Annotated in this window: 23 protein-coding genes; 17 read left to right on the top strand and 6 right to left on the bottom strand. The window is 74.7% G+C overall.

Annotation, left to right across the window (positions count from 1 at the left end; translation table 11 throughout):
- Position 1: 1 nt before the first annotated feature.
- Genes BGO37_RS12980 through BGO37_RS12970 form a run of 3 tightly spaced genes read right to left on the bottom strand, consistent with a single transcriptional unit; the run spans position 2 to position 2,118 of the window.
- Positions 2-373 (bottom strand): tautomerase family protein, encoded by a 372-nt coding sequence (locus BGO37_RS12980; protein WP_291755507.1) that lies wholly within the window; start codon positions 371-373, stop codon positions 2-4.
- Positions 374-385: 12 nt separating this feature from the next.
- Positions 386-1,129, bottom strand: coding sequence for an SDR family oxidoreductase (locus BGO37_RS12975; RefSeq protein WP_291755505.1), 744 nt, complete (start codon positions 1,127-1,129; stop codon positions 386-388).
- The gene (locus tag BGO37_RS12970; RefSeq protein ID WP_291755503.1) at positions 1,129-2,118 is read right to left on the bottom strand and encodes a Gfo/Idh/MocA family oxidoreductase; all 990 of its coding nucleotides are present in this window, start codon (positions 2,116-2,118) and stop codon (positions 1,129-1,131) included. The genes BGO37_RS12975 and BGO37_RS12970 overlap by 1 nt, the downstream gene beginning before the upstream one ends.
- A 110-nt stretch (positions 2,119-2,228) precedes the next feature.
- On the opposite strand from BGO37_RS12970, the gene BGO37_RS12965 reads away from it, so the two are divergent.
- The 7 genes from BGO37_RS12965 to BGO37_RS12935 all read left to right on the top strand — a co-directional run bounded on the left by BGO37_RS12965 (position 2,229) and on the right by BGO37_RS12935 (position 10,843).
- Positions 2,229-3,236, top strand: coding sequence for a LacI family DNA-binding transcriptional regulator (locus tag BGO37_RS12965; RefSeq protein WP_291755501.1), 1,008 nt, complete (start codon positions 2,229-2,231; stop codon positions 3,234-3,236).
- Positions 3,237-3,598: 362 nt separating this feature from the next.
- On the top strand, positions 3,599-4,981 hold the full coding sequence (locus BGO37_RS12960) for an ABC transporter substrate-binding protein (RefSeq protein ID WP_291755499.1): 1,383 nt from the start codon (positions 3,599-3,601) through the stop codon (positions 4,979-4,981).
- Between the two features lie 75 nt (positions 4,982-5,056).
- On the top strand, positions 5,057-5,995 hold the full coding sequence (locus tag BGO37_RS12955) for a carbohydrate ABC transporter permease (RefSeq protein WP_291755498.1): 939 nt from the start codon (positions 5,057-5,059) through the stop codon (positions 5,993-5,995).
- A complete protein-coding gene (locus tag BGO37_RS12950) occupies positions 5,995-6,783 on the top strand; it encodes a carbohydrate ABC transporter permease (RefSeq protein WP_291755497.1) in 789 nt (262 codons plus the stop codon). The genes BGO37_RS12955 and BGO37_RS12950 overlap by 1 nt, the downstream gene beginning before the upstream one ends.
- Positions 6,784-6,801: 18 nt before the next feature.
- Complete coding sequence (locus BGO37_RS12945) at positions 6,802-7,170, top strand: tautomerase family protein (protein ID WP_291755496.1); 369 nt, start codon at positions 6,802-6,804, stop codon at positions 7,168-7,170.
- A complete protein-coding gene (locus BGO37_RS12940; RefSeq protein WP_291755494.1) occupies positions 7,167-8,207 on the top strand; it encodes an NAD-dependent epimerase/dehydratase family protein in 1,041 nt (346 codons plus the stop codon). The genes BGO37_RS12945 and BGO37_RS12940 overlap by 4 nt, the downstream gene beginning before the upstream one ends.
- Before the next feature lie 8 nt (positions 8,208-8,215).
- Positions 8,216-10,843 carry a family 78 glycoside hydrolase catalytic domain gene (locus BGO37_RS12935; RefSeq protein WP_291755493.1) on the top strand — a complete coding sequence of 876 codons (2,628 nt, stop codon included), beginning with the start codon at positions 8,216-8,218 and terminating at the stop codon, positions 10,841-10,843.
- 59 nt (positions 10,844-10,902) lie between these two features.
- On the opposite strand, the gene BGO37_RS12930 is transcribed toward BGO37_RS12935, so the two are convergent.
- The gene (locus tag BGO37_RS12930) at positions 10,903-11,067 is read right to left on the bottom strand and encodes a hypothetical protein (RefSeq protein WP_291755492.1); all 165 of its coding nucleotides are present in this window, start codon (positions 11,065-11,067) and stop codon (positions 10,903-10,905) included.
- Between the two features lie 220 nt (positions 11,068-11,287).
- On the opposite strand from BGO37_RS12930, the gene BGO37_RS12925 reads away from it, so the two are divergent.
- From BGO37_RS12925 to BGO37_RS12895, 7 genes are all read left to right on the top strand, one after another.
- Positions 11,288-12,991, top strand: a complete 1,704-nt coding sequence (locus BGO37_RS12925; protein WP_291755491.1) for a GTPase — start codon at positions 11,288-11,290, stop codon at positions 12,989-12,991.
- Positions 12,988-14,484 carry a GTPase gene (locus BGO37_RS12920; RefSeq protein ID WP_291755490.1) on the top strand — a complete coding sequence of 499 codons (1,497 nt, stop codon included), beginning with the start codon at positions 12,988-12,990 and terminating at the stop codon, positions 14,482-14,484. The genes BGO37_RS12925 and BGO37_RS12920 overlap by 4 nt, the downstream gene beginning before the upstream one ends.
- Positions 14,485-14,666: 182 nt before the next feature.
- Positions 14,667-15,224, top strand: coding sequence for a single-stranded DNA-binding protein (locus BGO37_RS12915; RefSeq protein WP_291755489.1), 558 nt, complete (start codon positions 14,667-14,669; stop codon positions 15,222-15,224).
- Between the two features lie 74 nt (positions 15,225-15,298).
- The gene (gene ettA / locus BGO37_RS12910) at positions 15,299-16,981 is read left to right on the top strand and encodes an energy-dependent translational throttle protein EttA (RefSeq protein ID WP_291755488.1); all 1,683 of its coding nucleotides are present in this window, start codon (positions 15,299-15,301) and stop codon (positions 16,979-16,981) included.
- Positions 16,982-17,030: 49 nt separating this feature from the next.
- Positions 17,031-18,830: a GTPase domain-containing protein gene (locus BGO37_RS12905; RefSeq protein WP_291755487.1), complete on the top strand. Its 1,800-nt coding sequence runs from the start codon at positions 17,031-17,033 to the stop codon at positions 18,828-18,830.
- Between the two features lie 46 nt (positions 18,831-18,876).
- Positions 18,877-20,493 carry a GTPase gene (locus BGO37_RS12900; RefSeq protein ID WP_291755486.1) on the top strand — a complete coding sequence of 539 codons (1,617 nt, stop codon included), beginning with the start codon at positions 18,877-18,879 and terminating at the stop codon, positions 20,491-20,493.
- Between the two features lie 92 nt (positions 20,494-20,585).
- Positions 20,586-21,053 carry a thioesterase family protein gene (locus BGO37_RS12895; protein ID WP_291755485.1) on the top strand — a complete coding sequence of 156 codons (468 nt, stop codon included), beginning with the start codon at positions 20,586-20,588 and terminating at the stop codon, positions 21,051-21,053.
- An 11-nt stretch (positions 21,054-21,064) separates the two neighbouring features.
- On the opposite strand, the gene BGO37_RS12890 is transcribed toward BGO37_RS12895, so the two are convergent.
- Both BGO37_RS12890 and BGO37_RS12885 read right to left on the bottom strand, forming a co-directional pair.
- Entirely contained in the window at positions 21,065-21,901 is an 837-nt protein-coding gene (locus tag BGO37_RS12890; RefSeq protein WP_291755483.1) for an acyl-CoA thioesterase II, read from the bottom strand.
- Between the two features lie 26 nt (positions 21,902-21,927).
- Positions 21,928-22,311: a globin gene (locus BGO37_RS12885; RefSeq protein WP_291755481.1), complete on the bottom strand. Its 384-nt coding sequence runs from the start codon at positions 22,309-22,311 to the stop codon at positions 21,928-21,930.
- 78 nt (positions 22,312-22,389) lie between these two features.
- Between BGO37_RS12885 and BGO37_RS12880 the strand changes: the two genes are divergently transcribed.
- From BGO37_RS12880 to malQ, 3 genes are read left to right on the top strand one after another with little or no spacing between them, the layout of a single operon-like run.
- Complete coding sequence (locus BGO37_RS12880; RefSeq protein ID WP_291755479.1) at positions 22,390-22,620, top strand: PTS glucose/sucrose transporter subunit IIB; 231 nt, start codon at positions 22,390-22,392, stop codon at positions 22,618-22,620.
- 9 nt (positions 22,621-22,629) lie between these two features.
- A complete protein-coding gene (locus BGO37_RS12875) occupies positions 22,630-23,085 on the top strand; it encodes a PTS glucose transporter subunit IIA (RefSeq protein ID WP_291755478.1) in 456 nt (151 codons plus the stop codon).
- Positions 23,086-23,137: 52 nt separating this feature from the next.
- Entirely contained in the window at positions 23,138-25,273 is a 2,136-nt protein-coding gene (gene malQ, locus BGO37_RS12870; protein ID WP_291755476.1) for a 4-alpha-glucanotransferase, read from the top strand.
- Position 25,274 lies beyond the last annotated feature (1 nt).

Raw genomic sequence — 25,274 nt, 5'->3', positions numbered from 1 at the left:
ATCAGCCCTTCGTGCCACGGGCGCCGGGGTACCAGTCCCCGACGTGGTTGTCGGTGATGACGACGAAGACGTCGTCGGGGCGAACGCCCTCGGCCTGCAGGTTGCGTGCGATCGCCTGGAACGCCGCCTCCTTGTCGGCGACGCCCCAGCCGTGCGTCGCCTGGACGCGCACGTACAGGGGGTGACGGCGCTCGCCGCCAAGGTAGTGCCGGTCGGCGATGAGGTGGTCCTCCGGCAGCGGGTGGATCACGCAGAAGCGGTCACCCGCGTCCAGGTGGAGGCCCTCCACGAGCCCGCGGTGCACGGCGTCGGCGTAGGCGAGGCGCGTGGCCGGCGGGACGGTGTCGGCGACCTCGAGCGTCACGAGCGGCATGGTGCGATCCTCCTAGACCTGGCTCATGCCGCCGTCGACGACGAGCTCCGCGCCGGCGACGAAGCTCGACTCGTCGCACGCCAGGAAGAGCACCGCGGCGGCGATCTCGCTCGGGTCGGCGATGCGCCCCACCGGGATCTGCGCCGCGACCTGCGCGATGACCTCCGCGTCGCCGGCGAAGAAGTCGGAGAACCCGGCGGTGCCGGTGGGCCCCGGGCTGATCGCGTTGGCGCGGATGCGCCGGTCGCGCAGCTCCGCGGTGAGCGTGCGGGCCAGCGAGCGCACCGCCGCCTTCGTCGCGTTGTACACGGCGTGGCCCGGGCCGCCGTTGCTGCCCGCGATGGAGGCGGTGAGCACGATCGTGCCGCCGTCGCGCATGAGCGGGACGAGGGCCTTCGTGGTGAAGAACGCGCCGCGGAAGTTGAGGTCGCTCACGCGGTCGAACTGCTCCGGCGTGGTGTCGACGACGGCGGTGGCCGGCACGTCGCGGCCGGCGTTGACGAACAGCGTGTCCACCGGCCGCCCCAGCCCCCGCAGCTGCGCGGCGAGACGGTCCAGGTCGTCCGGGTCCGCCGCGTCCGCCGGCCCGGCGATCGCGTGCGGCCCCAGGGCCGCGACCGTCTCGTCGAGCTCGGTCCGGAACGGCGAGACGACGACGACGTCCGCGCCCTCGGCGATGAACCGGCGCGCCGTGGCGCGGCCGATGCCGGCGGTGCCCGCCGTCACCACGGCGAGCCTGCCCTCGAGCAGTCCCATCACTCCTCCTCACCCGGGTAGTGGACGCCGGTCTGGCGACGCACCTCGTCGAGCACCTCGAGCACGCCGAGGCTCGCCGCCAGCGGCATGTCGGGGCTGTCGGTGGCGCCCGCGTGCAGGCACCGCTCCACCTCGGCCACCTCGAGCCCGTAGCCGTTCCCGGCGGGCAGCGGGTGGCGCTCCGTCCGCGACCCCTGCGCGGTGGCCACCGTGATCTCCTCGGTGCGGAAGATCGGCCCGGCGGCCTCGATCCAGCCCCGGGTGCCGATCACCGTCGCGGTCGACCCCGCCTCGCTCACCGCCGAGCACGTCAGCTGCGCGCACCGGCCGTCCGCGTAGGTCCACAGCATGCTGTCCGCTGCGTCGACGCCGGTGGGCGCCGGCGTGGCGCGTGCGCTGACGTCGTCGGGACGGCCGAGCAGCAGCCACGCCACCGCGGCGGGGTAGACCCCCAGGTCGAGCAGCGCGCCGCCGCCGACCGCGGGGTCGAAGAGGCGGTGGGCGGGGTGGTAGTCGAACGTGTGCGAGAGGTCCGCCCGGACCGCCCTCAGCTCGCCGATCTCGCCGGACTCGACGATCTGCCGGATCCGCCGGACGGTCGGGTTGAGCCTGGTCCACATGCCCTCGAGGCACAGCAGCCCGCGCCGGGCCGCTGCCTCGGCGATCTGGTGACCCTGGCGGGCGTTGAGCGCGAGCGGCTTCTCGACGAGCACGGGCTTGCCGGCGTGCAGCGCCGCCAGGGCGGCCGCGTGGTGCTGGGCGTGGGTGGTGGCGACGTAGACGACGTCGACGCCGGGGTCGGCGACGAGCTCGTCGTACGACCCGTACTCGCGGGCCGCTCCCAGGCGCTCGGCGAGGGCGACGGCTCGGTCGAGGTCCCGGGAGGCCACGGCCGCCACCAGGCTGCCGGGGGAGGCCACGACGTCGGCCCCGACCGTGGCGGCGATGCCGCCGGCTCCGAGGATCCCCCAGCGCACCGCCCGGACCATCTGGCCCCCTTGCCAGTAGAGCAACTTTCGTCGGAAGTTTCCGGCCGCTACGATAGCAGCGTGATGCCGGGCGTCAACCTCCGCCCGACCTGCGGCAAGGGGGTCCTCGCATGAACGGCCGTCCGGTCACGATCGCCGAGATCGCGGCGGTGGCGGGCGTCTCGGTGCCGACCGTCTCGAAGGTGCTCAACGGACGCAAGGGGGTCTCGCCGCACACCCGCAGCGAGGTGGAGCGCCTCCTGTCGGAGCACGGGTACCGGCGTCGGGGCCGTGGCGTCCAGGGCTCGGGACTCATCGACTTCGTCATCTCCAGCCTCGACACGCAGTGGGCCACCGCGCTGCTGCGCGGCGCGCAGAACGAGGCCGCGCGCCTCGGTTTCGACCTCGTCGTCACGACGACCCACGGCAACCCCGTGGGCGCGCCGGACTGGCTGGACCACCTCGCGGAGCGCGGCTCGGACGGCGTGGTCCTCGTCGTGTCACGCCTGCTGCCCGCCGCGCAGGCCGAGCTCGACCGGCTGCGGATGCCGATCGTCCTCGTCGACCCCGTGGGCGCCGGCGACCAGAACCTGACGACCGTGGCGGCGACCGACTGGGCGGGTGCGCGCGACGCGACCGAGCACCTCATCGGCCTCGGGCACCGCCGGATCGCCGTCATCACCGGGCCGATCGACCTGTCCTGCCACCAGGACCGCCTCGACGGCTACCGCTCGGCGCTCCAGCGGGCGGGCATCGCCTACGACCCGGCGCTGGTGCGGTACGGCGACTCGCTCGTCAGCGGCGGCGTGCGCCACGGCCTGGACCTGCTGGCGCTGCCGGAGCGGCCCACCGCGATCATCAGCGGCTCGGACGAGCAGGCGTACGGCGTCTACCAGGCCGCCCGCCAGAGCGGCCTGCGGATCCCCAAGGACCTGTCCGTCGTCGGCTTCGACGACGTCGAGCTGTGCCAGTGGATCTCCCCGCAGCTGACGACGGTGCACCAGCCGCTGGCGGACATGGCCCGCGAGGCCACGCGGATCGTCATCGAGCTGTCCCGCGACCCGTCGCGTCCGGCGCAGCACATCGAGCTCGCCTCCTCGGTGATCGTCCGCGAGTCCACCGCCCGCGTCCCGCGGTAGCGCTCCCGCCTGACCTTCGCGCGAACGGCCGCCGGTCGGCCGCCAGCCGGCGTGCGCCCGCCGCGTCGGACGAGCCGTCCACCGCGCCTCGTCCCTTCATGTTGCGATCCGGCAACGTTTCGGGGCGTGTCGGGTTTGTGCCTCTTGCCCCCGCGGGCGCCCTCGGCTAGCGTGACGTCCACAGAAAGCCGAAACGAAAGTTTCCATGCCCGTCGAGGAGGACGGGCTGAGGCGCGGTACCCACGGTGCCGCAGCCCCGCGCTCGACCAGATCCGCGGAGATCTCTCCCCGCAGCGAATGCCTCAATGACGAGAAAGGGAAGCGAGATGTCGCTAGCACCACGAGCAGGCAGGACGAAGGCGGTGGCCCTCGGAGCCGTCGCGTCGCTCGCCATGGCCGCCCTGGCCGGCTGCGTGAGCACGAGCACCAACGGCACGGGCACCTCGACCGGGGCTCCCACCGCGGTGACCACCGGCGGCGGGGTGGCGCCGAAGGACCTGTCGGGCAACGTCGTGTGGTGGGGCTACACGCCCGGTTCGCCGGTGAACGAGCAGTACATCGCCCAGTTCAACAAGGACTACCCGAACATCAAGGTCACCTGGAAGCAGACCTCGATCGACGACTACGACGCGGCCGTGCGCCCGGCGCTCGGCAACAGCTCGGGCCTGGACGTCTACCAGATGTCCGCGGGCTCGGCGAACGGCGGCGTCGCCGTGTTCGGCGGCAGCGCGATCGACCTCACCCCCGCCGTCCAGGCCGCCCTCGGGTCGGACTGGAAGAGCAAGCTCGCCACCACCGGCGTCTCCGCGCTGACCGTCGACGGGCAGCTCAAGGCCCTGGCCGCCGGCGCCGTGTTCGCCGGCACCATCTGGATCAACCAGGACCTCTTCGACAAGTACGGCCTCACGCCGCCCAAGACGTACGACGACTGGAAGAACGTCTGCGCGACGTTCAAGAAGAACAACGTCGGCTGCTTCGTCCAGGGCGCCAACCAGGGCGCGTTCAACATCGACACGCTCCACGCGATCGCCGACAACGTCTCCCCGGGGACGTTCATCAAGGCGACGCGCGGCGAGGTGCCGTGGACCGACCCGAACCTCGTCAAGGCCTTCCAGCTCTGGAAGGGCCTGTTCACGGACGGGATCATGCAGGACGGTGCGCTCGGCCAGATGCAGTACCCGGACGCCAACAACGCCTTCATGTCCCAGAAGTACGCGATGGTCATGATGGGCACGTGGTACAGCCAGTACCTCATCCCGAACGTCATGCAGTCCGCGATGCAGGCGGCCGGCTCGACCGACAAGCCGTTCACGATGATCCCGATCAACTTCCCGGACATCGCGGGCACGGGCAACACCGGCAGCCTCTTCGGTGACGTGGACTACGGCCAGGGCGTCAGCGCCAAGTCGTCCAACCAGGAGGCGGCCACCGCGTTCGCCGTCTGGATGGGCACGTCGACCGCGGGCCAGCAGGCCATCGCCGACAGCCTCAACCTCATCCCGGCGCTCAAGTCGGTCACGCCCAACTGGGACAACGTCAAGCTCGTCAACCCCGACAAGCAGCAGGGCCCGGAGAAGGACCTCGTCCAGCGCGCCTCCGCGGTCACCGACAACCCCCGGTTCGCGACGATCAACGCCGACATGAACCAGGCGCTCATGCAGGCCCTGTCCACCGTCGCGGCCGGCCAGGCCACGCCGGACCAGGCCACCAAGACCCTGCAGCAGGCGCAGCAGAGCAACGGCTGACGGACCTCGGGGCTCCGGCCGGGCGCGGGTCACCCTGCGCGCGCCCGGCCGGAGCGCCGGCCTGGAGGGGACACCATGACGACGACGTCACTGACGACCACGACGACAGCCGGCCGCGCCGCCGAAGCGGACGGGCGCCGCCGCAAGCACGGCACGCATCTCAACGGCCTGCCCTGGATCCTGCCCGCCTTCGTCTTCGTGGTCGGGCTCATCTACTACTCGGTCTTCTACACCGGCTACATCTCGACGCTGGACTGGGACGGCCTGGCCCCTACGGCGAAGGCGGTGGGCCTGGGCAACTTCACCAAGATGTTCGCCGACCCGGTGTTCTGGGCGGCGCTGCGGCACACCGCCGTCTTCTACGTGGTGACCTTCACCGTCCAGACGGCCCTGGGCTTCGTCCTGGCGGCGATCATGCACTCGCGGGTGAGGTTCGCGATGCTGCACAAGGTCGTCATCTTCATCCCGACCGTGCTCGCGCCGGCGACGATGGCGCCGGTGTTCCGGCTCATCTACGCCGACGACGGCATGGCGAACTGGATCCTGCGCCACGTGGGGCTCGGGTCGCTGGCCCACCCGTGGCTCGCGGACGGCAAGACAGCACTGCCCGCGCTCATGCTCATCACGGTGTGGCAGTGGACCGGCCTGACCTTCATCCTCTACTACGCCGCGATGAGCCAGATCGAGCCCGAGCTGCTCGAGGCCGCCCGGCTCGACCGGGCCGGCAACCTGCGGACGCTGTGGTACATCGTGTGGCCCGGCTGCCGGGGCACCACCGTGTCGCTCGCGATGCTCGGCTTCATCGGGGCCCTCAAGACCTTCGACATCCCCTACCTGGTCACGACGGGCGGGCCCTACCACTCGACCGAGTTCCTCGGCACGTACATCTACCGGATGGGCATCCGGCAGGCGCACATCGGCTACGCGGCGGCGATCTCGATCGTCCTGCTCGTGCTCGCGGTGGCCGGCGCCCTCGTCATCGGCCGCGCCAACCGGAAGGGGGCGAGCGCCTGATGTTCGAGCTCCGTCGTCGCAGCTCGCGGGTCATCCTCCAGGTCGTCCTGTTCCTCCTGACGGTCCCGTTCCTGCTGCCCCTGGTGCAGATGGTCATCGGCGCGCTGGGCGGCATCGGCTGGCGCAACTTCGTCGTCGTCTGGGACACCGGGGTGATCCCGACGTTCTTCCGCAACTCGGCGATCCTCGCCGCAAGCGTCATCGCGATCGTCTACGTGCTGTCGATGACGGCGTCGTTCGGGTTCTCCAAGCTCCACATCTTCGGCAAGGAGGTCTACTTCTGGCTGATGCTGGCGGCGCTGACGCTGCCCGAGGTCATCCTGCTGTCGCCGCTGTTCGTCACGGCGACGCAGCTGCACCTGTACAACACGCTCACCGCCGTGGTGCTGCCGCTGGCCGCGCTCCAGCTGCCGTTCGTCATCCTGCTCACGCGCAACTACTTCGACGGGATCCCGACGGAGCTCATCGACGCCGGGCGCATCGACGGCGCCAGCGTGGTCCAGACGTTCTGGCACATCGTCCTGCCGCTGACCAGGCCGATCGCGTCGGCCGTCGTCGTCCTGACGCTCATCAACTCCTGGAACAGCTACCTGCTCCCGCTGGTGTTCCTCCAGGACCGCAGCAGGCAGGTGGTCACGCTGCTGCCCCAGTTCTTCGTCGGGGAGTACACGAACGACCAGACGAAGATCCTCGCCGCCGCCGTCATGACCGCCGTCCCGACCGTCCTGGCCTACGTCCTCATGCAGAAGAACTTCGAGCGCGGCCTGTCCGCCGGCGCCCTCAAGTAACCAAGGAGACACAGCACGATGCCCATGATCCAAGTCGACCTCCGGCGCGACCTCTTCCAGGCCAAGGGCGAGGCGATCTCGAAGGCGATCCACGCCGGACTCATCGAGGGTCTCGACATGCCCGCCGACGACCTGTTCCAGGTCTACCGACCGCACGACGAGGGCGAGATCGTCTTCTCTCCCGACTTCGGCGGGGCCGACCGCCGGGACCTGGTGCTCATCCGCGTGACGATGGTCCACATGTTCCCGGCGGACGTGAAGCAGCGGATGTACACCGCCGTGGCGCGCCACCTCGAGGCCGCCGGCGTCCGGCACGACGACGTGCTCATCAGCGTCGTCGAGGTCGGGTTCGAGGACTGGTACTCCGGCGCCCCGCTGAGCGAGTGAGCGCCACGGCCATGAGCGACTACTTCTCCGTCCTCTTCGTCGGCGGCACGGGCGCGATCAGCGGCTCCTGCGTCGCGGAGGCCGTCTCCCAGGGGCTCGCGGTGAGCGTGCTCAACCGCGGGCGCAGCTCGCGGCTCCGCCCCCTGCCCGCGGGGGTCGAGGTGCTGACCGGCGACATCACGGACCCGGCGAGCGTCCGCGCGGCGCTGCGGGACCGGCACTTCGACGCCGTCGTCAACTTCCTCTGCTTCGATGCCGAGGGCGCGGCGCGCAACGTCGAGCTGTTCACCGGCGTCAACAGCCACTACGTGCACATCTCGTCGGCGTCGGTCTACCACCGGCCGCTGCCGAAGGGTCCGGTCAGCGAGTCCACCTACGCGCACAACCCCGAGCACGCCTACATGCGCGACAAGGTCGAGGCCGAGAAGGTCTTCCTTGACGCGTTCGCGCGCCAGGGGTTCCCGGTGACGATCGTGCGGCCCGCGCACACCTACGACGAGGCGATCGCGCCGCTCGCGGGGGGCTGGGCGGTCGTGGACCGGATCGAGCGCGGCGAGCCCGTCGTGGTGCAGGGCGACGGCACGTCGCTGTGGACCTTCACGCACGCCGCCGACCTGGCGGTCGGGCTCGTCGGGCTGCTGGGACGGCGCAGCGCGTTCGGCGAGGCGTTCCACATCACGAGCGACGACGTCCTCAGCTGGAACCAGATCTACCAGGCGATCGGGCACGCGCTCGGTGTCGAGCCGACGATCCTCCACCTGCCGACCGACCTCATCATGCTGGCCGAGCCGGACTGGTTCTGGTCGGGCCTGCTCGACGGCGACCTGTCGCACTCGGAGGTCTACGACACCACGAAGATCCGCAGCTACGTCCCGGGCTTCCGGCCGAGCCGCGTGTTCGAGCGGGAGGTCTACCAGATCCTCGCCTGGCGCCGGGAGCACCCGGACCTCGCGGTGGCCGATCCGGCCGAGGTGGCGGTGCAGGCACGGCTCGTGGCCGCCTACGAGCGGGCCCGGGCCGCCGTCGTCGCCGGCTAGGGGACCGCATGCCGCACGTCACGGCGCTGCGCGCCGAGCACGTCACCGACGGGGTGGTCGGCGTCGCCCGGCCCCGCCTGTCCTGGCAGGTGGCCGGCGGCACCGACGGGTGGGTGCAGAGCGCCCATCAGGCGCGCATCCGGCGGCCGGGGGAGCCGTGGCGCGAGGCGCCGCCGGCCACCGGGCCGGACCAGGTGCTCGTCGCGTGGCCGTTCGAGCCGCTCGCGTCGCGCGACGTCGTCGACGTGGCGGTGCGGGTCACGGGCCCGGACGGGACGGGCGACTGGTCGGCGCCGCTGCGGATCGAGGCGGGGCTGCTGGAGCGCGGCGATTGGCACGCAAGCCTCGTCCTGCCGGCCCGGGACGGCGACGACCGCTGCTCCTACCTGCGGCGCGACTTCGTCGTCGGCGACGTGGTGCGCGCGCGCCTGTACACGACCGCGCACGGCGTGTACGAGCTGTTCCTCAACGGCGTGCGCGTCGGCGAGGACCGGCTGGCGCCGGGGTGGACCAGCTACCGGCACCGGCTGCGCTACCAGGTCCACGACGTGACGGACCTGGTGCACGCAGGGGCGAACGCGATCGGTGCGCGCCTGGCGGACGGCTGGTTCGCCGGCCGGCTCGGGTGGTGGCAGGGCGGGCTGCGGCACACCTCGGGCGACCGCACCGGGCTCGTCGTCCAGCTCGAGCTCACCGCCGCGGACGGCACCGTCACCGTGGTGACGAGCGACGGCGCGTGGCGAGCCGGCAGCGGCGGCATCGCCGCAACGTCGTTCTACGACGGCGAGACCTTCGTCGCCGACGACGAGCCGGCCGGATGGGACCGGCCGGGGTTCGACGACTCGCGGTGGCGGCCGGTCGACCTCGGGCCCCTGCCGCCGGCGCGCCTCGTCGGGCCGCAGTTCCCGGCCATCCGCGCGGTCGCCGCCGTGGCGGTCCGGGCGTGGCTGTCCACCCCCTCGGGCGCGACGGTCGCCGACCTGGGCCAGGTGATCACCGGGCACGTCCGCCTGCGGCTGCGCGGCCGGCCCGGCAGCGTCGTGACGCTCCGCTTCGCCGAGGTGCTCGACGACGGCGAGCTGGGGGTGCGCCCCCAGCGCACCGCCCGCAACACGGACCGCGTGACGGTGGGCGCCGCCGGCGAGCTCGTGTGGGAGCCGTCCTTCACGTTCCGCTCGTTCCGCTACGTCCAGGTCGACGACCCGGCCGGGGTGGTGGTGCGCGACGAGCTCGTCGGGCGCCTGGTGCGCAACGCGGTGCGGCGCACGGGCTGGTTCTCGTCCTCCGACGACGAGCTGACCCGGCTGCACGAGAACGCCGTGCGGGGCATCGGCGACAACATGCTCGACGTGCCCACCGACTGCATGCTGCGGGACGAGCGGCTCGGCTGGATCGGCGACGCCGCGCACTACGCGCCCACCGCGGCGTCGCTGTACGACACCTCCGGCCTGCTCGACTCCTGGCTGGAGGACCTCGCCTGCGACCAGCGGCCCAACGGCTCGCCGACCATGGTGGTCCCCGCGGTCCCGCTGGAGCCGTTCCCCGGTGACTACCCGGTGGCCGTGTTCAGCGACGCCGCCTGCATGGCACCGGCGACCATGGTCGAGCGCTTCGGGGACCTCGGGGCGCTCGCGCGCCAGCTCCCGTCGATGGCGGCGTGGGTCCGCTGCGTGAGTGGAGAGGTCCTCGCCGGGTTCCCCTCGCCCGGCTTCCAGTTCGGCGACTGGCTCGACCCGACGGCGCCGCCGGACAACCCGGAGAACGGGCTCACCGAGTACGACGTGGTGATGACGCTCGGCGCCATCCGCTCGGCCCGGCTGGCGGCGGCCGCCGCGGCGAGCGTGGGCGACGAGGCCGTCCGCGGGGAGATGTCGAGCGTGCTCGACCGCCTCCTCGCGTTCTTCGACGCGCGCTACACCACCGCGGACGGGCTCGTCGTCTCCGACTCCCAGACGGCGTACGCCCTGGCGCTGGCCGTGGGTGCGCTCGCGGAGGGCAAGCGCGGCGCCGCGCTGGACCGTCTCGTGCTGCTGCTCCGGCGACGGGGGAAGGTGCAGGCCGGCTACCCCGGCACGTACGCGCTCATGGACGTGCTGGCCGAGCGCGGCCTGGTGCACCTGGCGTACCGGCTGCTGGCCTACGACGGGATCCCGGGCTGGCGCTGGGCGGTGCGGCGGGGCGCGACGACGTTCTGGGAACGCTGGGACTCGCTGGTCGCGGACGGCTCGCTCAACCCCGGCGACATGCTGTCGTTCAACCACCCCGTGTTCGCCGGCATCGCCGACTGGATGCGCCGCGTGCTCGGCGGCCTCGCGCCCGCGGCTCCCGGCTACCGCGTGGTGCGGGTGGCCCCGCGGCCCGGCGGTGGCGTGACGTGGGCGACGGTGGCGCAGGACACCCCGTACGGCCGCGTCGACGTCGCGTGGCGGCTCGACGACGACGAGTTCCGCCTCGACCTGGCGGTGCCGCCCGGGGCGTCGGCGGAGGTGGTGTTGCCGGGCGCCGACGAGGTGCGGCGCGTCGGGTCGGGCGCCCACAGCTTCGCGTGCCCGGCGCGGCAGGTGCCGCGCGACGCCGACACGGGTCCCTGGGGCGCGCACGCGCACGTCGCCGCGGAGCGAGTGCACGACGCGTGACGCACCCGGACCCGCCGCCCCGGACGGGTGCGGCGGGTCCGTGTGCTGCCCTGGCCCTGCTAGGCGGCGAGCGCCTGCGAGTCGCGGCCGGACGGCGGGCGCCAGAAGGCGTGCCATCGCGGTCGACGACGGGCAAGGCGCCGGCGCCGGAGCTCGCGACGCGTCTCCTCGACGCGGGCGACGTGCTCGAGCACGGCCAGCTCGAAGGCGATCTGTGGGTTCATGACGGTGCTCCTCGTGGGATGGCTGGGGTCTCGCACTGCGCCTCGTGGGCGTGGCGGTGCCAGGCCCATCTCAGGAGCCCGGTTGTTCGTTGCGGTGGGACCACCACACCATCTGGCTGTGGCGCGCGTCACGCCTTTTTCCGTCGGCCGGTCATCACGGGCCGCGACACCGTCGGCACCATGTTTGGCCTGATCAGCCATGCGCCACGACAATGAGCCCGTGAGTGGGTCCGATCCGTCAGCCGCGACGGTGGACCATGCCCGGCACCGGAGCGAGGACCCGGCGTCGGTGCTCGAGCGGCCGCTGGCGGCGACGTCCCTCCTCGACGCGATCAAGGACCTGCGCCGGGACGTCGACGACACCTCGTTCCCGCTCGAGCTCGACGACGTCGCGTCCGCGCGCGCGTCGCGGGCGCGCCTCGTCGACCAGCTGACGGAGCACCTCATCCCGCGGCTGACGGAGCTGTCGGCCCCGGCCGTCGTCGTGCTGTCCGGGTCCACGGGCGCGGGGAAGTCCACGCTGGTCAACTCCCTGGTCGGCGCCGAGGTCACCGCGGCCGGCGTGCTGCGGCCGACGACCAAGCGCCCGGTGCTGGTGCACAACCCGGCCGACGCGGAGCTGCTCGCGCACCACCCCGTGCTCGCCGAGGTGACGGTCGCCTCCGACGAGGCCGTGCCGCGTGGCATCGCGCTGCTCGACGCGCCGGACCTCGACTCCGTGCTGGAGTCCAACCGTGAGACGGCGCACCGCCTCATGGAGGCCGCCGACCTCTGGCTGTTCGTGACCACGGCCGCCCGCTACGGCGACGCCCTGCCCTGGCGCGTGCTCGAGGACGCCGTCGAGCGCAGCACCACGGTCGCGATGGTGCTCAACCGCGTGCCGACCGAGTCGCTGCCGACGGTGCGCGGCGACCTGCTCGACCGGCTGCGCACGCACGGGCTGGAGGGCTCGCCGCTCTTCGTCGTGCCCGACCTGGGCCGCGAGGTGGCGATGTTGCCGCCGGCCGTCATCGCCCCGATCCGGCGCTGGCTGGCGATGCTCGCGGGACCCGACCGGGCGCGCACGGTGATCGCCCGCACGCTGCGGGGCTCGCTGACGGCGCTCCGGTCCTGGGTCGACGAGCTGGCCGACGCGGTGCAGCGCCAGGCGGACGCGGCCGGCGCGATCGGCGCGACGCTCGACACCGCGGTCGCCGCCCCGCGCGAGCGGTCCAGGGCGCACGCGCTGTCGGGTGTCGTGGCCGACGGTGCGGTGCGGGCCCGGTGGGCGCAGCTGACGGCGGTGGGTGGGCCGCTCGCGGGCCTGCTGTCCGCGTCGGGCGCACCGCGGGGCTCCGCCCGGAAGGCCGCGGGGCGCCGGGCGGCGTGCGCTCCGCTGCTCGACGACCTGGTGCGGTCCGCCGCCGCGACCCTGGTCGTGGCGGGGGAACGGGCCGAGGAGGCGCTGCGGGCGGCGCTGGGCGCCCCGGACGCGCCGGCGGGGGCGTCGGTCGTCCTGGCCGGGACACCGGTCGGCTCGCGCGGCCAGGACCGCGACTCGGCCGCGGAGGCTGCGGCCCGCGCGTGGGTGGCGCAGGGGACCCGGACCGTCACGGCGGCGCTCGCCGCGCACCCGCCGGTGCGGGGCCGCCAGGCCCGCCGCCGCGCCAAGGCGCTCGCGGTCACCGGCGACGGCGTGCTGGCACCGGTGGCGCTCGCCGCTGCCGGCGGGTTGTCCGAGGCGGCGGACCTGCTGCAGGCCCTCCTCGGGGAGGCCGGCACCGCGGCGGTCGCCTCGCTGCGCGACGAGCTGGCGTCGCTCGCGGCGGCCCAGGTCGACCTGGAGCGGGCGACGTTCGGCGCCCCGCTGGCGGACCCCGACCTGGCGGCCGACGCGTCCTCCCGGCTGCGGCTGCGCCTGGCCGTGCTCAAGGGGCTCACGTGACCACCACCGGCGCGGTGCACGGCGCCGACACCGCGGACCTGCAGCGCCGGGTCGAGGCGCTGCTCGAGGCGCTCGACGTCGCGGGCTCCCGGGTCCCGGGCGCCGTCGCGGCGCGGGTCCGCCGGACCGCCGCGCAGGTGCGCGAGCGGCTCGAGCTCGGCGTGGACCAGACCGTGGTGGCGCTCGCCGGGGGCACCGGCTCCGGCAAGTCCTCGCTGTTCAACGCGATCGCCGGACTCGAGTTCGCCGAGGTCGGGGTCAAGCGCCCGACGACGTCGCGCGTCACGGCCTGCGTGTGGGGCGCCGACGGGGAGCCGCTGCTCGACTGGCTGGGCGTCGGTCCCGACGACCGGATCCAGCGGGAGAGCGAGCTCGACGCCGACGACCAGGCCCCGCTGCGGGGTCTGGTGCTGCTGGACCTGCCCGACCACGACTCGGTCTCGCCCGAGCACCGCCAGGTGGTCGACCGCGTGGTGCCGCTCGCCGACCTGCTCGTGTGGGTGGTCGACCCGCAGAAGTACGCCGACGATGCCCTGCACACGGGCTACCTGCAGCGGCTCGTCGGGCACCAGGCGTCCATGGTCGTCGTGCTCAACCAGCTGGACACGCTGGCCCCGGAGGTGCGCGGCGAGCTGGCCGACGACCTGCGGCGGCTGCTCGTCGAGGACGGGCTGCCGGGGGTCGGGGTGCTCCGGGCCTCCGCCCGGACCGGCGAGGGGATCGACACGGTGCGGGCCGAGCTCGCGGGCGTCGTGGGTCAGCGGTCGTCGGCGGCCCTGCGCGCGGGCACCGAGGTCGACGACGCGGCGCGCGAGCTGGGCGGCCGGCTCGGTGCGGCGGAGCCGGCGCCGGCCCGGCTCGCGGTGACGCCCGTCGTCGACGCGCTGACCGACGCGGTCGGCCTGCCGGCCGTCTCCGACGCCGTCGGTGCCGTGGTGCGCGGCGGGTCGGGCGGCGTGCCCGAGCTCGGGGCGGTCCCGGCCGACGCGGTCGGGCTGGTCCGCTCGTCCTGGCTGGACACCGCCACCGACGGGCTGCCGCGCGCCTGGGGCCTGGACGTGACGAGGCGCGTCGCGGGGGTCGACGAGCTGCGCGACGCCCTCACGGCCGCCCTGGCCCGGGTGACGCTCGCGGCGCGACCGTCGCGTGGGGCCGCGGCGCTGGTGGTCCTGGCCGGCGTGCTCGGGGTCCTCGCGCTGGCGCTCGGCGGGCTGGCCACCGGGCTCCGGCTGGGTGGCGGCGCCCTGTCCTGGGCGCTCGTCGGCGGCGCCGTGGGCGCCGTCGTCGCGGCGCTGGTCGCGCTGTGGTCGGCGGCGGGGCTGCGGGCCCGTGCGGGCCGGCGCCGCGCGGCGACCGTCACGGCCGACGGGCGGGCCGCGGTGGAGGCGGTGGCCGTGTCCGGGCTCGTCGAGCCGACGCAGGAGGTCATGGCCGAGCACCGGCGGGCCCGCGAGCTCGTCGCCGCGGCCCGGACCGCGGCGACGCGCGCCTGACCTCCGCCGACCGCGCCGCGCGGGCGCGGGGCCGGCGGCGCCGTCGTCCGAGCCGCCCACAGCCCGACGGCGGGGTGCCACGTCGCACCGGGCGGGTCGCGCCGAGCCGGCGCCCCGCGCGCCGCCCGCAAGGGTGCCACCCACAGGCCCCGCGACGGTCGGGGCCACGCGAGGGAGGCACCATGAGCACCCAGTCCACGCTGACGGTCACCGGCTTCGTCGGCTCGTCGGTCCGGTTCTCGGTCGGCAAGGAGGGCGGCGTCCCGTACGCGTCCTTCCGGCTCGGCAGCACGCAGCGCGTCTTCGACCGCGCGACCCAGGCGTACAAGGACACCCCGACCCAGTGGTACACGGTCAAGGTCTGGCGGCACGTGGCCGCCAACGTCGTGCAGTCGCTGCGCAAGGGCGAGCCCGTCGTCGTCACCGGCAAGCTCCGCACGCAGGAGTGGGTGAACCCGGAGGGGACGCACACGACGCTGGTCATCGAGGCGACGGCGCTCGGCCACGACCTCGTGTTCGGCACGACGAGGCTCGAGCGGACGCTCGGCGGCTCGCACGGACCGTCCGAGGCGCCGGCCGTGGACGTCTCGGCGCTCGTCGAGGCCCCCGCCGACCAGGACGGGGACGACGAGCCGGACGACGAGCTCGACGAGGACGACCTCGCCGTGGACCGGGACGTGGATCGGGACGTGGACCGGGACGTTGACGAGGAGGACCTGGCCGAGGCGTTCGCCGGCTGATCGCCTACGCTGGTGGACCGGCGCGGCGTGGCCCGCGCGAACCCCCACCGAACCCCCGGAGCGGACGATCAGGCGTGGCTGAGTTCATCTACACCATGTACAAGGCGCGCAAGGCGCACGGCGACAAGGTCATCCTCGACGACGTCTCGCTGAACTTCCTGCCCGGCGCCAAGATCGGCGTCGTCGGGCCCAACGGCGCCGGCAAGTCGACGATCCTGCGCATCATGGCGGGCCTGGACACGCCCTCCAACGGCGAGGCGCGGCTCGCGCCGGGGTTCAGCGTCGGGATCCTGCAGCAGGAGCCCCCGCTCAACGACGACAAGACCGTGCTCGGCAACGTCCAGGAGGGCGTCGCCGAGATCAAGGCCAAGGTCGACCGCTTCAACGAGATCTCCGCCCTCATGGCCGACCCGGACGCCGACTACGACGCGCTGCTCACCGAGATGGGCCACCTGCAGGAGGCGATCGACCACGCGGACGCCTGGGACCTCGACTCCCAGCTCGAGCAGGCGATGGACGCGCTGCGCTGCCCGCCGCCGGACACCGACGTCAAGGTGCTCTCCGGCGGCGAGCGGCGCCGCGTCGCGCTGTGCAAGCTGCTGCTGGAGAAGCCCGACCTGCTGCTGCTCGACGAGCCGACGAACCACCTCGACGCCGAGTCGGTGCAGTGGCTGGAGCAGCACCTCGCCTCCTACCACGGCGCCGTGCTGGCGGTCACCCACGACCGCTACTTCCTGGACAACGTCGCCGGGTGGATCTGCGAGGTCGACCGCGGACGCCTGTACCCGTACGAGGGCAACTACTCCACCTACCTGGAGAAGAAGGCCCAGCGCCTCGAGGTCCAGGGCCGCAAGGACGCCAAGCTCGCCAAGCGCCTCTCGGAGGAGCTGGAGTGGGTGCGCCAGAGCGCCAAGGGCCGGCAGGCCAAGAGCAAGGCCCGCCTCCAGCGGTACGAGGAGATGGCCGCCGAGGCCGACCGCACGCGCAAGCTCGACTTCGAGGAGATCCAGATCCCGCCGGGGCCGCGGCTCGGCTCGGTGGTGCTCGAGGCGACGAAGCTCGAGAAGGGCTTCGGCGACCGCCAGCTCATCGAGGACCTGTCGTTCACGCTGCCGCGCAACGGCATCGTCGGCGTCATCGGCCCCAACGGCGTCGGCAAGACGACGCTCTTCAAGACGATCGTCGGGCTCGAGCCCCTGGACGCCGGCGCCCTCAAGGTCGGCGAGACCGTCTCGATCTCGTACGTCGACCAGAGCCGCGCGGGCATCGACCCCAAGAAGACCCTGTGGGAGGTCGTCTCCGACGGCCTGGACATCATCAAGGTCGGCAACGTCGAGATCCCGTCGCGGGCCTACGTCGCGTCGTTCGGGTTCAAGGGCCCGGACCAGCAGAAGCCGGCCGGCGTCCTGTCCGGCGGCGAGCGCAACCGGCTGAACCTGGCGCTGACGCTCAAGCAGGGCGGCAACCTGCTGCTGCTCGACGAGCCGACGAACGACCTCGACGTGGACACGCTGGCCTCCCTGGAGAACGCCCTGCTCGAGTTCCCCGGCTGCGCCGTCGTCGTCTCGCACGACCGGTGGTTCCTCGACCGTGTCGCGACGCACATCCTGGCCTACGAGGGCACCGAGGACGACCCCGCGCGGTGGTACTGGTTCGAGGGGAACTTCGCCTCGTACGAGGAGAACAAGGTGGCCCGGCTCGGCCAGGACGCGGCGCGCCCCCACCGCGTGACGTACCGCAAGCTGCGCCGTGACTGACGTCCGCTCCTGACCTGCGGCGTTCGGTGGTCATGGGCACACTGTGCCCATGACGGAGGGCGCGCGGCCGGCGGACGCAGCCCTCGTCACGTCGCTGAACGAGCTGCGTGAGCTGCTGGCTGCGCTGCGCCTGCCGCTGCAGACGCCCGGTGTCGTTGCGGCGCGCGCCGACCGCCAGGCCGCCGTCTTCCAGCTCGACGCGTACGTGCTGCCGCGGCTGGCCGCGCCCGCGGCGCCGCTGCTCGTCGTCGTCGGCGGCTCGACCGGCGCCGGCAAGTCGACCCTCGTCAACTCCCTGCTCGGCGAGGAGGTCTCGGCGCCGGGCGTGCTGCGGCCGACGACCCGGTCCCCGGTCCTCGTGCACCACCCGCAGGACGGGCCGTGGTACGGCGGGCAGGGCGCGGCGTCGCTGCCCTCCGGCGTGCGGCTCGTCGCCTCGGCGGCCCTGCCGCCCGGGTTGGCGCTGCTCGACGCCCCGGACATCGACTCGGTCGAGGAGGCGAACCGAGCCCTGGCGGAGCGCCTGCTGGCGGCGGCCGACCTCTGGCTGTTCGTCACGACCGCCGCCCGCTACGCCGATGCGGTGCCGTGGGCGCTCCTGCGCGGGGCGGCCCTGCGGCACGCCCAGGTGGCGCTCGTCGTCGACCGGGTCGACCGGGGCGCGGAGGCGGTCGTCGACGACCTGCGCCGCCTGATGGACGGCAACGACCTGGCCGGGGCGCCGCTGTTCGTCCTGCCCGAGACCGAGCTGGCCGAGGGCCTGCTGCCGGAGGAGGTCGTCGGCCCGATCGCCCGGTGGCTGTCCGAGCTCGGCGCGGATGCGCCCGCGCGCCGGGCGGTGGCGCAGGCGACCCGGGACGGCGTGGTGGAGGACCTGGTGCGGCGGGGGCTCGCGCTCGCGCGCGCCGCCGACGAGCAGGTGGTGGCCGACGAGCGGTTGCGGCGCGTCGTGGAGCGGCGCTACGCCGAGGCGGTGGCGCGCGTCGAGGCCGTCACCTCGGACGGCGCCATGCTGCGGGGCGAGGTGCTGTCACGGTGGCAGGAGCTCGTCGGCACCGGGGAGCTGTTCCGGTCGATCGAGCAGGGCGTGGGCCGGCTGCGGGACCGGCTCACCGACCTGGTCCGTGGCCGGCCGGCCCAGCCGCGCGTGGAGCAGGCGATCGCCTCGGGACTGGAGGGGGTGCTGCTCGACGCGGCCGACGAGGCCGCGGAGCGGACCCACGCGGCGTGGCGCACGGACCCCGCCGGCGGGCCGCTCGTGGTCGGCGCGGACCTCGCGCGGTCGTCCGCCGGGCTGCGCGCGGGCGCCGCCGAGCAGGTGCGCGGGTGGCAGGGCGACGTCCTCGAGCTCGTCCGGGAGCAAGGGGCCTCCCGGCGCGGCACGGCGCGCTACCTGTCCTTCGGGGTCAACGCGGCGGGCGTGGCGCTCATGGTCGTGGCGTTCGCGTCGACGGGCGGCCTGACGGGCGTCGAGGTCGGGATCGCCGGCGGCACCGCGGTCGTGGCGCAGAAGCTCCTCGAGGCCGTGTTCGGCGACGACGCCGTGCGGCGGCTCACCACCCTGGCGCGGGAGCGGCTCGACGAGCGGGTGCGGCTGGTGCTGGGTGCGGAGGCGGCGCGCTACACCGCGCTGCTCCACGCGCACGGCGCGATCGCGGGCGGCGACGCGCTGCGGGCCGCCGCGCACGCCGTCGAGGTGGCGGCGCACGACGAGCGGAGCGCGCGCCCGGCGGCCGAGACGCCACGGCGGGGCGCCGCCACCGTGCTGCGGGGCGCCGGCGGTGGGCGCGACGGCGGGCCCGGCCCGGGCGGGCTGTGGCGCCGGCTGTTCGGACGGGGTCGGCGATGACGCCGGCTCGACGGGGCCCGGCCGGTCCCGATGCCGGGGGGCCACCGTGGCGGCGCTGACGCTCGCGGAGCGGGGGGAGGCGCTCACCGCCGCGCTCGACGCGGGCGAGGGGCGCCTGCCGGCCGACCTCGTCGCGGAGGGGCGTGCGGTGGTGCAGCGGGCCACCGAGCGGGCGGGCCTGTCCGCCGAGCACACGGTCGTCGCGCTCGCCGGGGCCACCGGGTCCGGCAAGTCGTCGCTGCTCAACGCGCTGGCGGGGGTCGACCTGGCGAGGACGGGGGTGCAGCGCCCGACGACCGCGCACGCGCTCGCGGCCGTGTGGGGGCCGGGCGCGGGCCCGCTGCTCGACTGGCTGGCCGTGCGGGAGCGCCGCGACATGGGACCGGGGGTCGCCGCACGGCTGCGGCGTCGCGGCGCGGCCGGCGCGGCGCAGGCCGCCGGCCTGGTGCTCCTCGACCTGCCCGACCTCGACTCGATCGTCGAGGAGCACCGGGTGCGGGCCGACCGGCTGGTGCAGCGCGCCGACCTGCTGGTGTGGGTCGTCGACCCCCAGAAGTACGCCGACGCGGCGCTGCACACGCGCTACCTGCGCGGCTGGGCCGGGCACGAGTCGGTGACCGTGCTGGTGCTCAACCAGGCGGACCGGCTCGACGCGGCGCAGACCTCGGCCGTCCTCGTCGACCTGCGGCGGCTGGCCGCCGCCGACGGCCTCGGCGACGTGCGCACGCTCGCGGTCTCGGCGCGGACCGGTCAGGGCGTCGACGACCTGCGCGGCGTCCTCGCGCAGGCGACGGCCCGGCGGCATGCGGCCGCCGGGCGGTGGGCGGCCGACGAGCGCGCGGTGGCCGAGCGGGTGGTCGCGGCCTGCGGCTCGGGGACCCCGCCGACGGTCAGGGCCGCCGCGACGGACCGGCTCGTGGCCGCGTTCGCGCAGGTCGCGGGTGTCGACCTGGTGACCGACGCGGTTCGTCGCGCGACGGTCCGGCGGGCCGGAGCCCGGACGGGCTGGCCGCCGCTGCGGTGGTTGGCCCGGTTCCGACCGGATCCGCTGCGCCGGCTCCACCTCGGCGGCGTCCCGAGCGGGCTGCCCGAGCCCACGTCGCTGCCGCCGGCGGGAGCGACGGCCAGGGCCCGCGCGGCCGTCGCCGCCCGCGACCTGGTCGGTGAGGCGATGGCGGACGCGCCCGAGGCCTGGCAGGTCGCCGCGCGCGAGCGCACGACGACCGACGGCCTCGCCGACGACCTCGACCGCGCGGTCGCCGGCACGCCCCTGCTCGCCGACCGTCCCGCGGCGTGGTGGCGGGTGGTCGGAGGGGTGCAGTGGCTGCTGCTCGCGGCGGCGGTCGCGGGGCTGGCGTGGCTCGGGGCCGTCTGGCTCGTGGGCTACCTGCGCCTGCCGCCCCTCGCGATGCCCCACTGGGGTGCCCTGCCGGTGCCGACGTGGCTGGCGGTCGGCGGCGTCGTGGCCGGCTGGCTCGTCGCGGGCCTCGCGGCGCTGGTGGCCCGCCTGGCCGGGCGCCGCCGGGCCCGGGCCGCCCGCCGACGGCTGACGGCGGCGGTCGGCCGCGTCGCCCGCGAGCGCGTGCTGGCACCGGTGGCGGACGAGCTGGCCGCCCTGGACACGTGCCGACGCCAGGCCGCCCGCGCCGCGACCCGCGCCTGACGCGCCCTCGGGCCGGCCGTTCGCGGGGTGGGCGCGTTCGTTCGTCGGGCACGGGCAGGGGCAGGATGGCGCTCGACGACGAAGGGGGAACCATGGCCAGGCTCGCGGTCCCGGTGCAGCTGCGCTGGGGCGACGTCGATGCGTACCGGCACGTCAACAACGCGGCGATGCTCCAGCTGCTGGAGGAGGCGCGGATCGAGGCGTTCTGGCGGCACGACGAGCGCGAGGACGCCTGGCCGACCGCGGTGCTGGACGGCGGCCCCGGCGCGGAGCTGGCGACGCTCGTCGCACGCCAGGAGATCGAGTACCTCCTGCCGCTGGGCTACCGGCGCACGCCCGTGATCGTCGACCTGTGGATCGGGCGGCTCGGCGGCGCGAGCATCGACGTCTGCTACGAGGTGCGCGACGAGGGGCCGGACCCGGCCGTGTACGCCCGCTCGACGGCGACGATCGTCCTCGTGGAGGCTTCGACCGGCCGGCCGCGCCGGATCCAGGAGGAGCAGCGCAGGGCGTGGGAGCCGTACGTCGGGGAGCCGATCGTCTTCCGGCGCCGGCACTAGGGGCGCGACGGCTACCCGAGCGGCACCCGCACCATGCCTTCCTGCGCGATGGACGCGACGAGCACGCCGTCCCGGTCGAACACGCGCGCGGCGCCCAGGCCGCGCCCGCCCTGCCCGGACGGGGAGTTCTGGACGAAGAGCAGCCAGTCGTCGACGCGGACGTCCCGGTGCCACCACATCGCGTGGTCGAGCGACGCGATCGACAGGCCGTCCGACGACCAGGACAGGCCGGCGTGCCGCAGGATCGGCTCGAGCATCACCTGGTCGCACGCGTAGGCGAGGAGGGCGCGGTGGAGCAGCTGGTCGTCCGGGACCGCGCCGCGCGTCCGCAGCCAGACGAGCTGGCGGCCGGTGCGCTCGCGGTCCGGGTGCACGTAGACGGCGCCGCCCACGTGCCGCAGGTCGAAGGCGCTCTCGGTCCAGAACCGGGCGACGGGGTGGTCGACCGCCGCGAGGTGCTCGGCCGCCGAGGGGACGTCCTCGGGTCCGGGGATCCCGCGGGGCGGCCGCTCGGCGAAGTCGATGCCGGGCTGCTCCTCCTGGAACGAGGCGCTCATCGACAGGATCGGGCCCTCGCCCTGCCGCGCGTGGGTGCGCCGGGCGCTGAAGGAGCGCCCGTCGCGCAGGCGCTCCACGTCGAACCGGATCGGCGCGGCGACGTCGCCCGGGCGAAGGAAGTAGCCGTGCAGCGAGTGGGGCAGCCGGCCGGGGTCGACCGTGCGGCCGGCCGCGAGCAGCGACTGGGCGAGGACCTGCCCGCCGAACACCCGCCGGGTCGGCACCCGCAGGTTGTCGCCCGTGAACGTGTCCGGCGCGTCCCCGGGCCGCAGGTCGAGCGCGTCCAGCACCGGCTGGATCGGGTCGTCGTTCGTCGCTACTCCTCGAAGGTGTTGACGAGTGAGTGCGCGGCCCGCTCCAGGTAGTCCCACAGCTCCGCCTTCGGCAGGGGCGCGAGACCGAGTGTGTCGAGCGCGGCGCGCATGTGCATGAGCCACCGGTCCCGGGCCTCCGGGTTCACCGCGAAGGGCGCGTGCCGCAGGCGCAACCGCGGGTGGCCGCGGGTCTGCGAGTAGGTCGTCGGTCCGCCCCAGTACTGCTCGAGGAAGAGGGTGAGCCGCTGCGCCGCCGGGGCGAGGTCCTCCTCCGGGTACAGCGGGCGGAGCACCGGGTCCGTCGCGACGCCGCGGTAGAACTCGTCGACCAGCCGGACGAAGGTGTCGTGGCCGCCGACCGCCTCGTAGAAGGAGCCGGTACGCACCCGCCCATCCTCACACGCCCTCGCGCCGCTCCCGGCACCGCCCTACGCTGGGCAGACGTCGAGCGACACGGAGGGCCGATGAGCAAGGCAGAGCAGATCCTCGCCGCGCTCGGTGGCGCCGGGAACGTCGTCGGCGTCGAGCCGTGCATCACGCGGCTGCGCGTCGAGGTCACCGACACGGGCGCGGTCGACGAGACCAGGCTGCGGGCCTCGGGGGCGTTCGGCGTCGTCCGGTCCGGGCACGTGGTGCAGGTCATCGTCGGACCCGAGGCCGACGGGCTCGCCGCCGAGATCGACTCGATCCGCTAGAGGACCGCCGTGCGGCTCGCGAGCCCCGTGGCCGGGACCGTCCGCGCGCTCGACGCGGTGCCGGACGTCGTGTTCGCGCAGGGGATGGTCGGCCCCGGGGTGGCCGTGGAGCCGGTGCGCACGGCCGTGCAGCACGTCGTGTCGCCAGTGGACGGGGTGGTCGCGGCCCTGCACCCGCACGCCTTCGCCATCCGGGTGTCCGACGAGCGGTCCGTGCTGGTCCACCTCGGCATCGACACCGTGACGCTGGCCGGTGCCGGGTTCGAGCCGCACGTGGCCGCGGGCCAGCAGGTGCGCGCCGGGGAGCGGATCGTCACCTGGTCCCCGCTCGACGTGGCCGCCGGCGGGCACGCGACGATCTGCCCGGTGATCGCGCTCCAGGCGGTGCCCGAGGACGTCCACCTGCTCCTCGAGCCGGGGGAGACGGTCGCCGCCGGTCAGCCGCTGCTGGACTGGGTCGACTGACGCCCCGGCGGGCCGTGAGCCGCTCCCCGGTGCCCGATGGAAGGATGTCCGCATGCCCGACGCGGTCACGCCTCCCGACGAGTCGCTGCTGCGGCTCGCCGCCGCGTACGGCGTGGTCCCGGACTACCACGGGCACGACGGCGGGCACCACGCCGCGTCGGCGCAGACGCTCGTGGCGGTGCTCGCCGCGCTCGGCGTCGACGCCTCGTCGCCCGAGCGGATCGCGCTGGCGCTCCAGAACGTCGACCACGCGCCCTGGCGCCGGGTGCTGCCGCCCGTCGTCGTCGTGCGCGCCGGACGGCAGGTCCACGTGCCGGTGCACGTCTCGCACGGCGAGGCGGTCACGGCCTGGATCGAGCTGGACGACGAGGCCGGTGGCGGCCGCCGCGACCTGGTGCAGGCCGACGTCTGGGTGGAGCCGCGGGCGGTGGACGGCCGTCTCGTCGGCCGCGCGACGTTCACGCTGCCGGCGGACCTGCCGCTCGGCTGGCACGAGATGTACGCGCGGCTGCCCGACACGACCGCGCACGCCCCCGTCGTCGTCACCCCGGACCGGCTCGAGCTGATCGGCGGGCTCGAGCGGCGCCGCGCGTGGGGCTACCTGGCGCAGCTGTACTCGATCCGGTCACGGGCCTCCTGGGGCGTTGGCGACCTCAGCGACCTGGCGGAGGTCGTCGCCCTGGCGGGCCGGCGCTCCGGCGCCGACTTCGTCCTGGTCAACCCCCTGGCCGCCGCCGAGCCGACGACGCCGATGACGCCGAGCCCCTACCTCCCGGCGACGCGCCGGTTCGTCAACCCGCTCTACATCCGGGTCGAGGACGTGCGGGAGGCGGCGTACCTCTCGTCGGCCGACCGCGCGCTCGTCGAGTGGGCCGCCGAGCCGGCCCTCGCGCTCGGCGACGACCCGCGCCAGATCGACCGCGACGTCGCCTGGACGGCGAAGAAGGCGGCGCTCGAGGTCGTCTTCGCCGCGCCGCGCTCGCCCGCCCGGCAGCAGGCGTTCGACGACTACGTCGCCGCCGAGAGCCCGGGCCTGGAGACCTTCGCGCTGTGGTGCGCGCTCACCGAGCGGTACGGCGGGATCACGGGCTGGCCGGACGCGGCGCGGGACGTCACGTCGGACCTCGTGGCCGCCGCGCGTGCCGAGCTGGCCGACCGGGTCGTCTTCCACGAGTGGCTGCAGTGGGTGGCCGACGAGCAGCTCGCGGCCGCGCAGCGGGCGGCCCGCGAGGCCGGGATGCGGATCGGCATCATGCACGACCTCGCGGTGGGCGCCCATCCCGAGGGGGCCGACGCGTGGGCGCTCGGCGAGGTGATGGCCACCGGCGCCACCGTGGGCGCGCCGCCGGACATGTACAACCAGCAGGGGCAGGACTGGTCGCAGCCGCCGTGGCACCCCGACGCGCTCGCGCGCGCCGGCTACCGCCCCTACCGGGACATGATCCGCACCCTGCTGCGGCACGCGGGCGCGTTGCGGATCGACCACGTCATCGGGCTGTTCCGGCTGTGGTGGGTCCCGCGGGGCCACCCCGCGACCGAAGGCGCCTACGTCCGCTACGACCACGAGGCGCTCGTCGGCATCCTCGCGCTCGAGGCGCACCGCGCCGGCGCGGTGGTGATCGGGGAGGACCTCGGCACGGTCGAGCCGTGGGTGCGCGACTACCTGGCCGAGCGCGGCATCCTCGGCACGTCCGTGCTGTGGTTCGAGAAGGACCACCTCGGCAACCCCCTGCCGCCCGAGCAGTACCGCCGCCTCACCCTGGCGAGCGTGACCACGCACGACCTGCCGCCGACCGCCGGCTACCTCGCCGGCGAGCACGTGGCCCTGCGGGCACGCCTCGGGCTGCTGACCAAGCCCGTCGAGGAGGTCGCGGCCGAGGCCGACGACGAGCGCGAGCGGATGATCGCCGCGCTGCGCGGCCGCGGGCTGCTCGGCGACCAGCCCTCGGAGCGTGAGGTCGTCGAGGCGCTGCACCGCTGGGTCCTGGCCACGCCGGCGGTCCTCGTCGGGGTCGCCCTCACCGACTCGGTGGGGGAGCGCCGCGCGCAGAACCAGCCCGGCACGGACCGCGAGTACCCCAACTGGAAGGTCCCGCTGGCCGACTCCGCCGGGCGCGTCGTGCTGGTCGAGGACCTGTTCGACAACGCCCGGCTCGCCTCGCTGGCCGCGGTGATGGACCGCGGCTGAG

This window comes from Cellulomonas sp. 73-92, from assembly GCF_001898175.1.
Classification (GTDB): Bacteria; Actinomycetota; Actinomycetes; order Actinomycetales; family Cellulomonadaceae; genus Cellulomonas.
The sequence above is the reverse complement of the archived record's forward strand: the minus strand, read 5'-3'. Positions and strand labels throughout refer to the sequence as shown.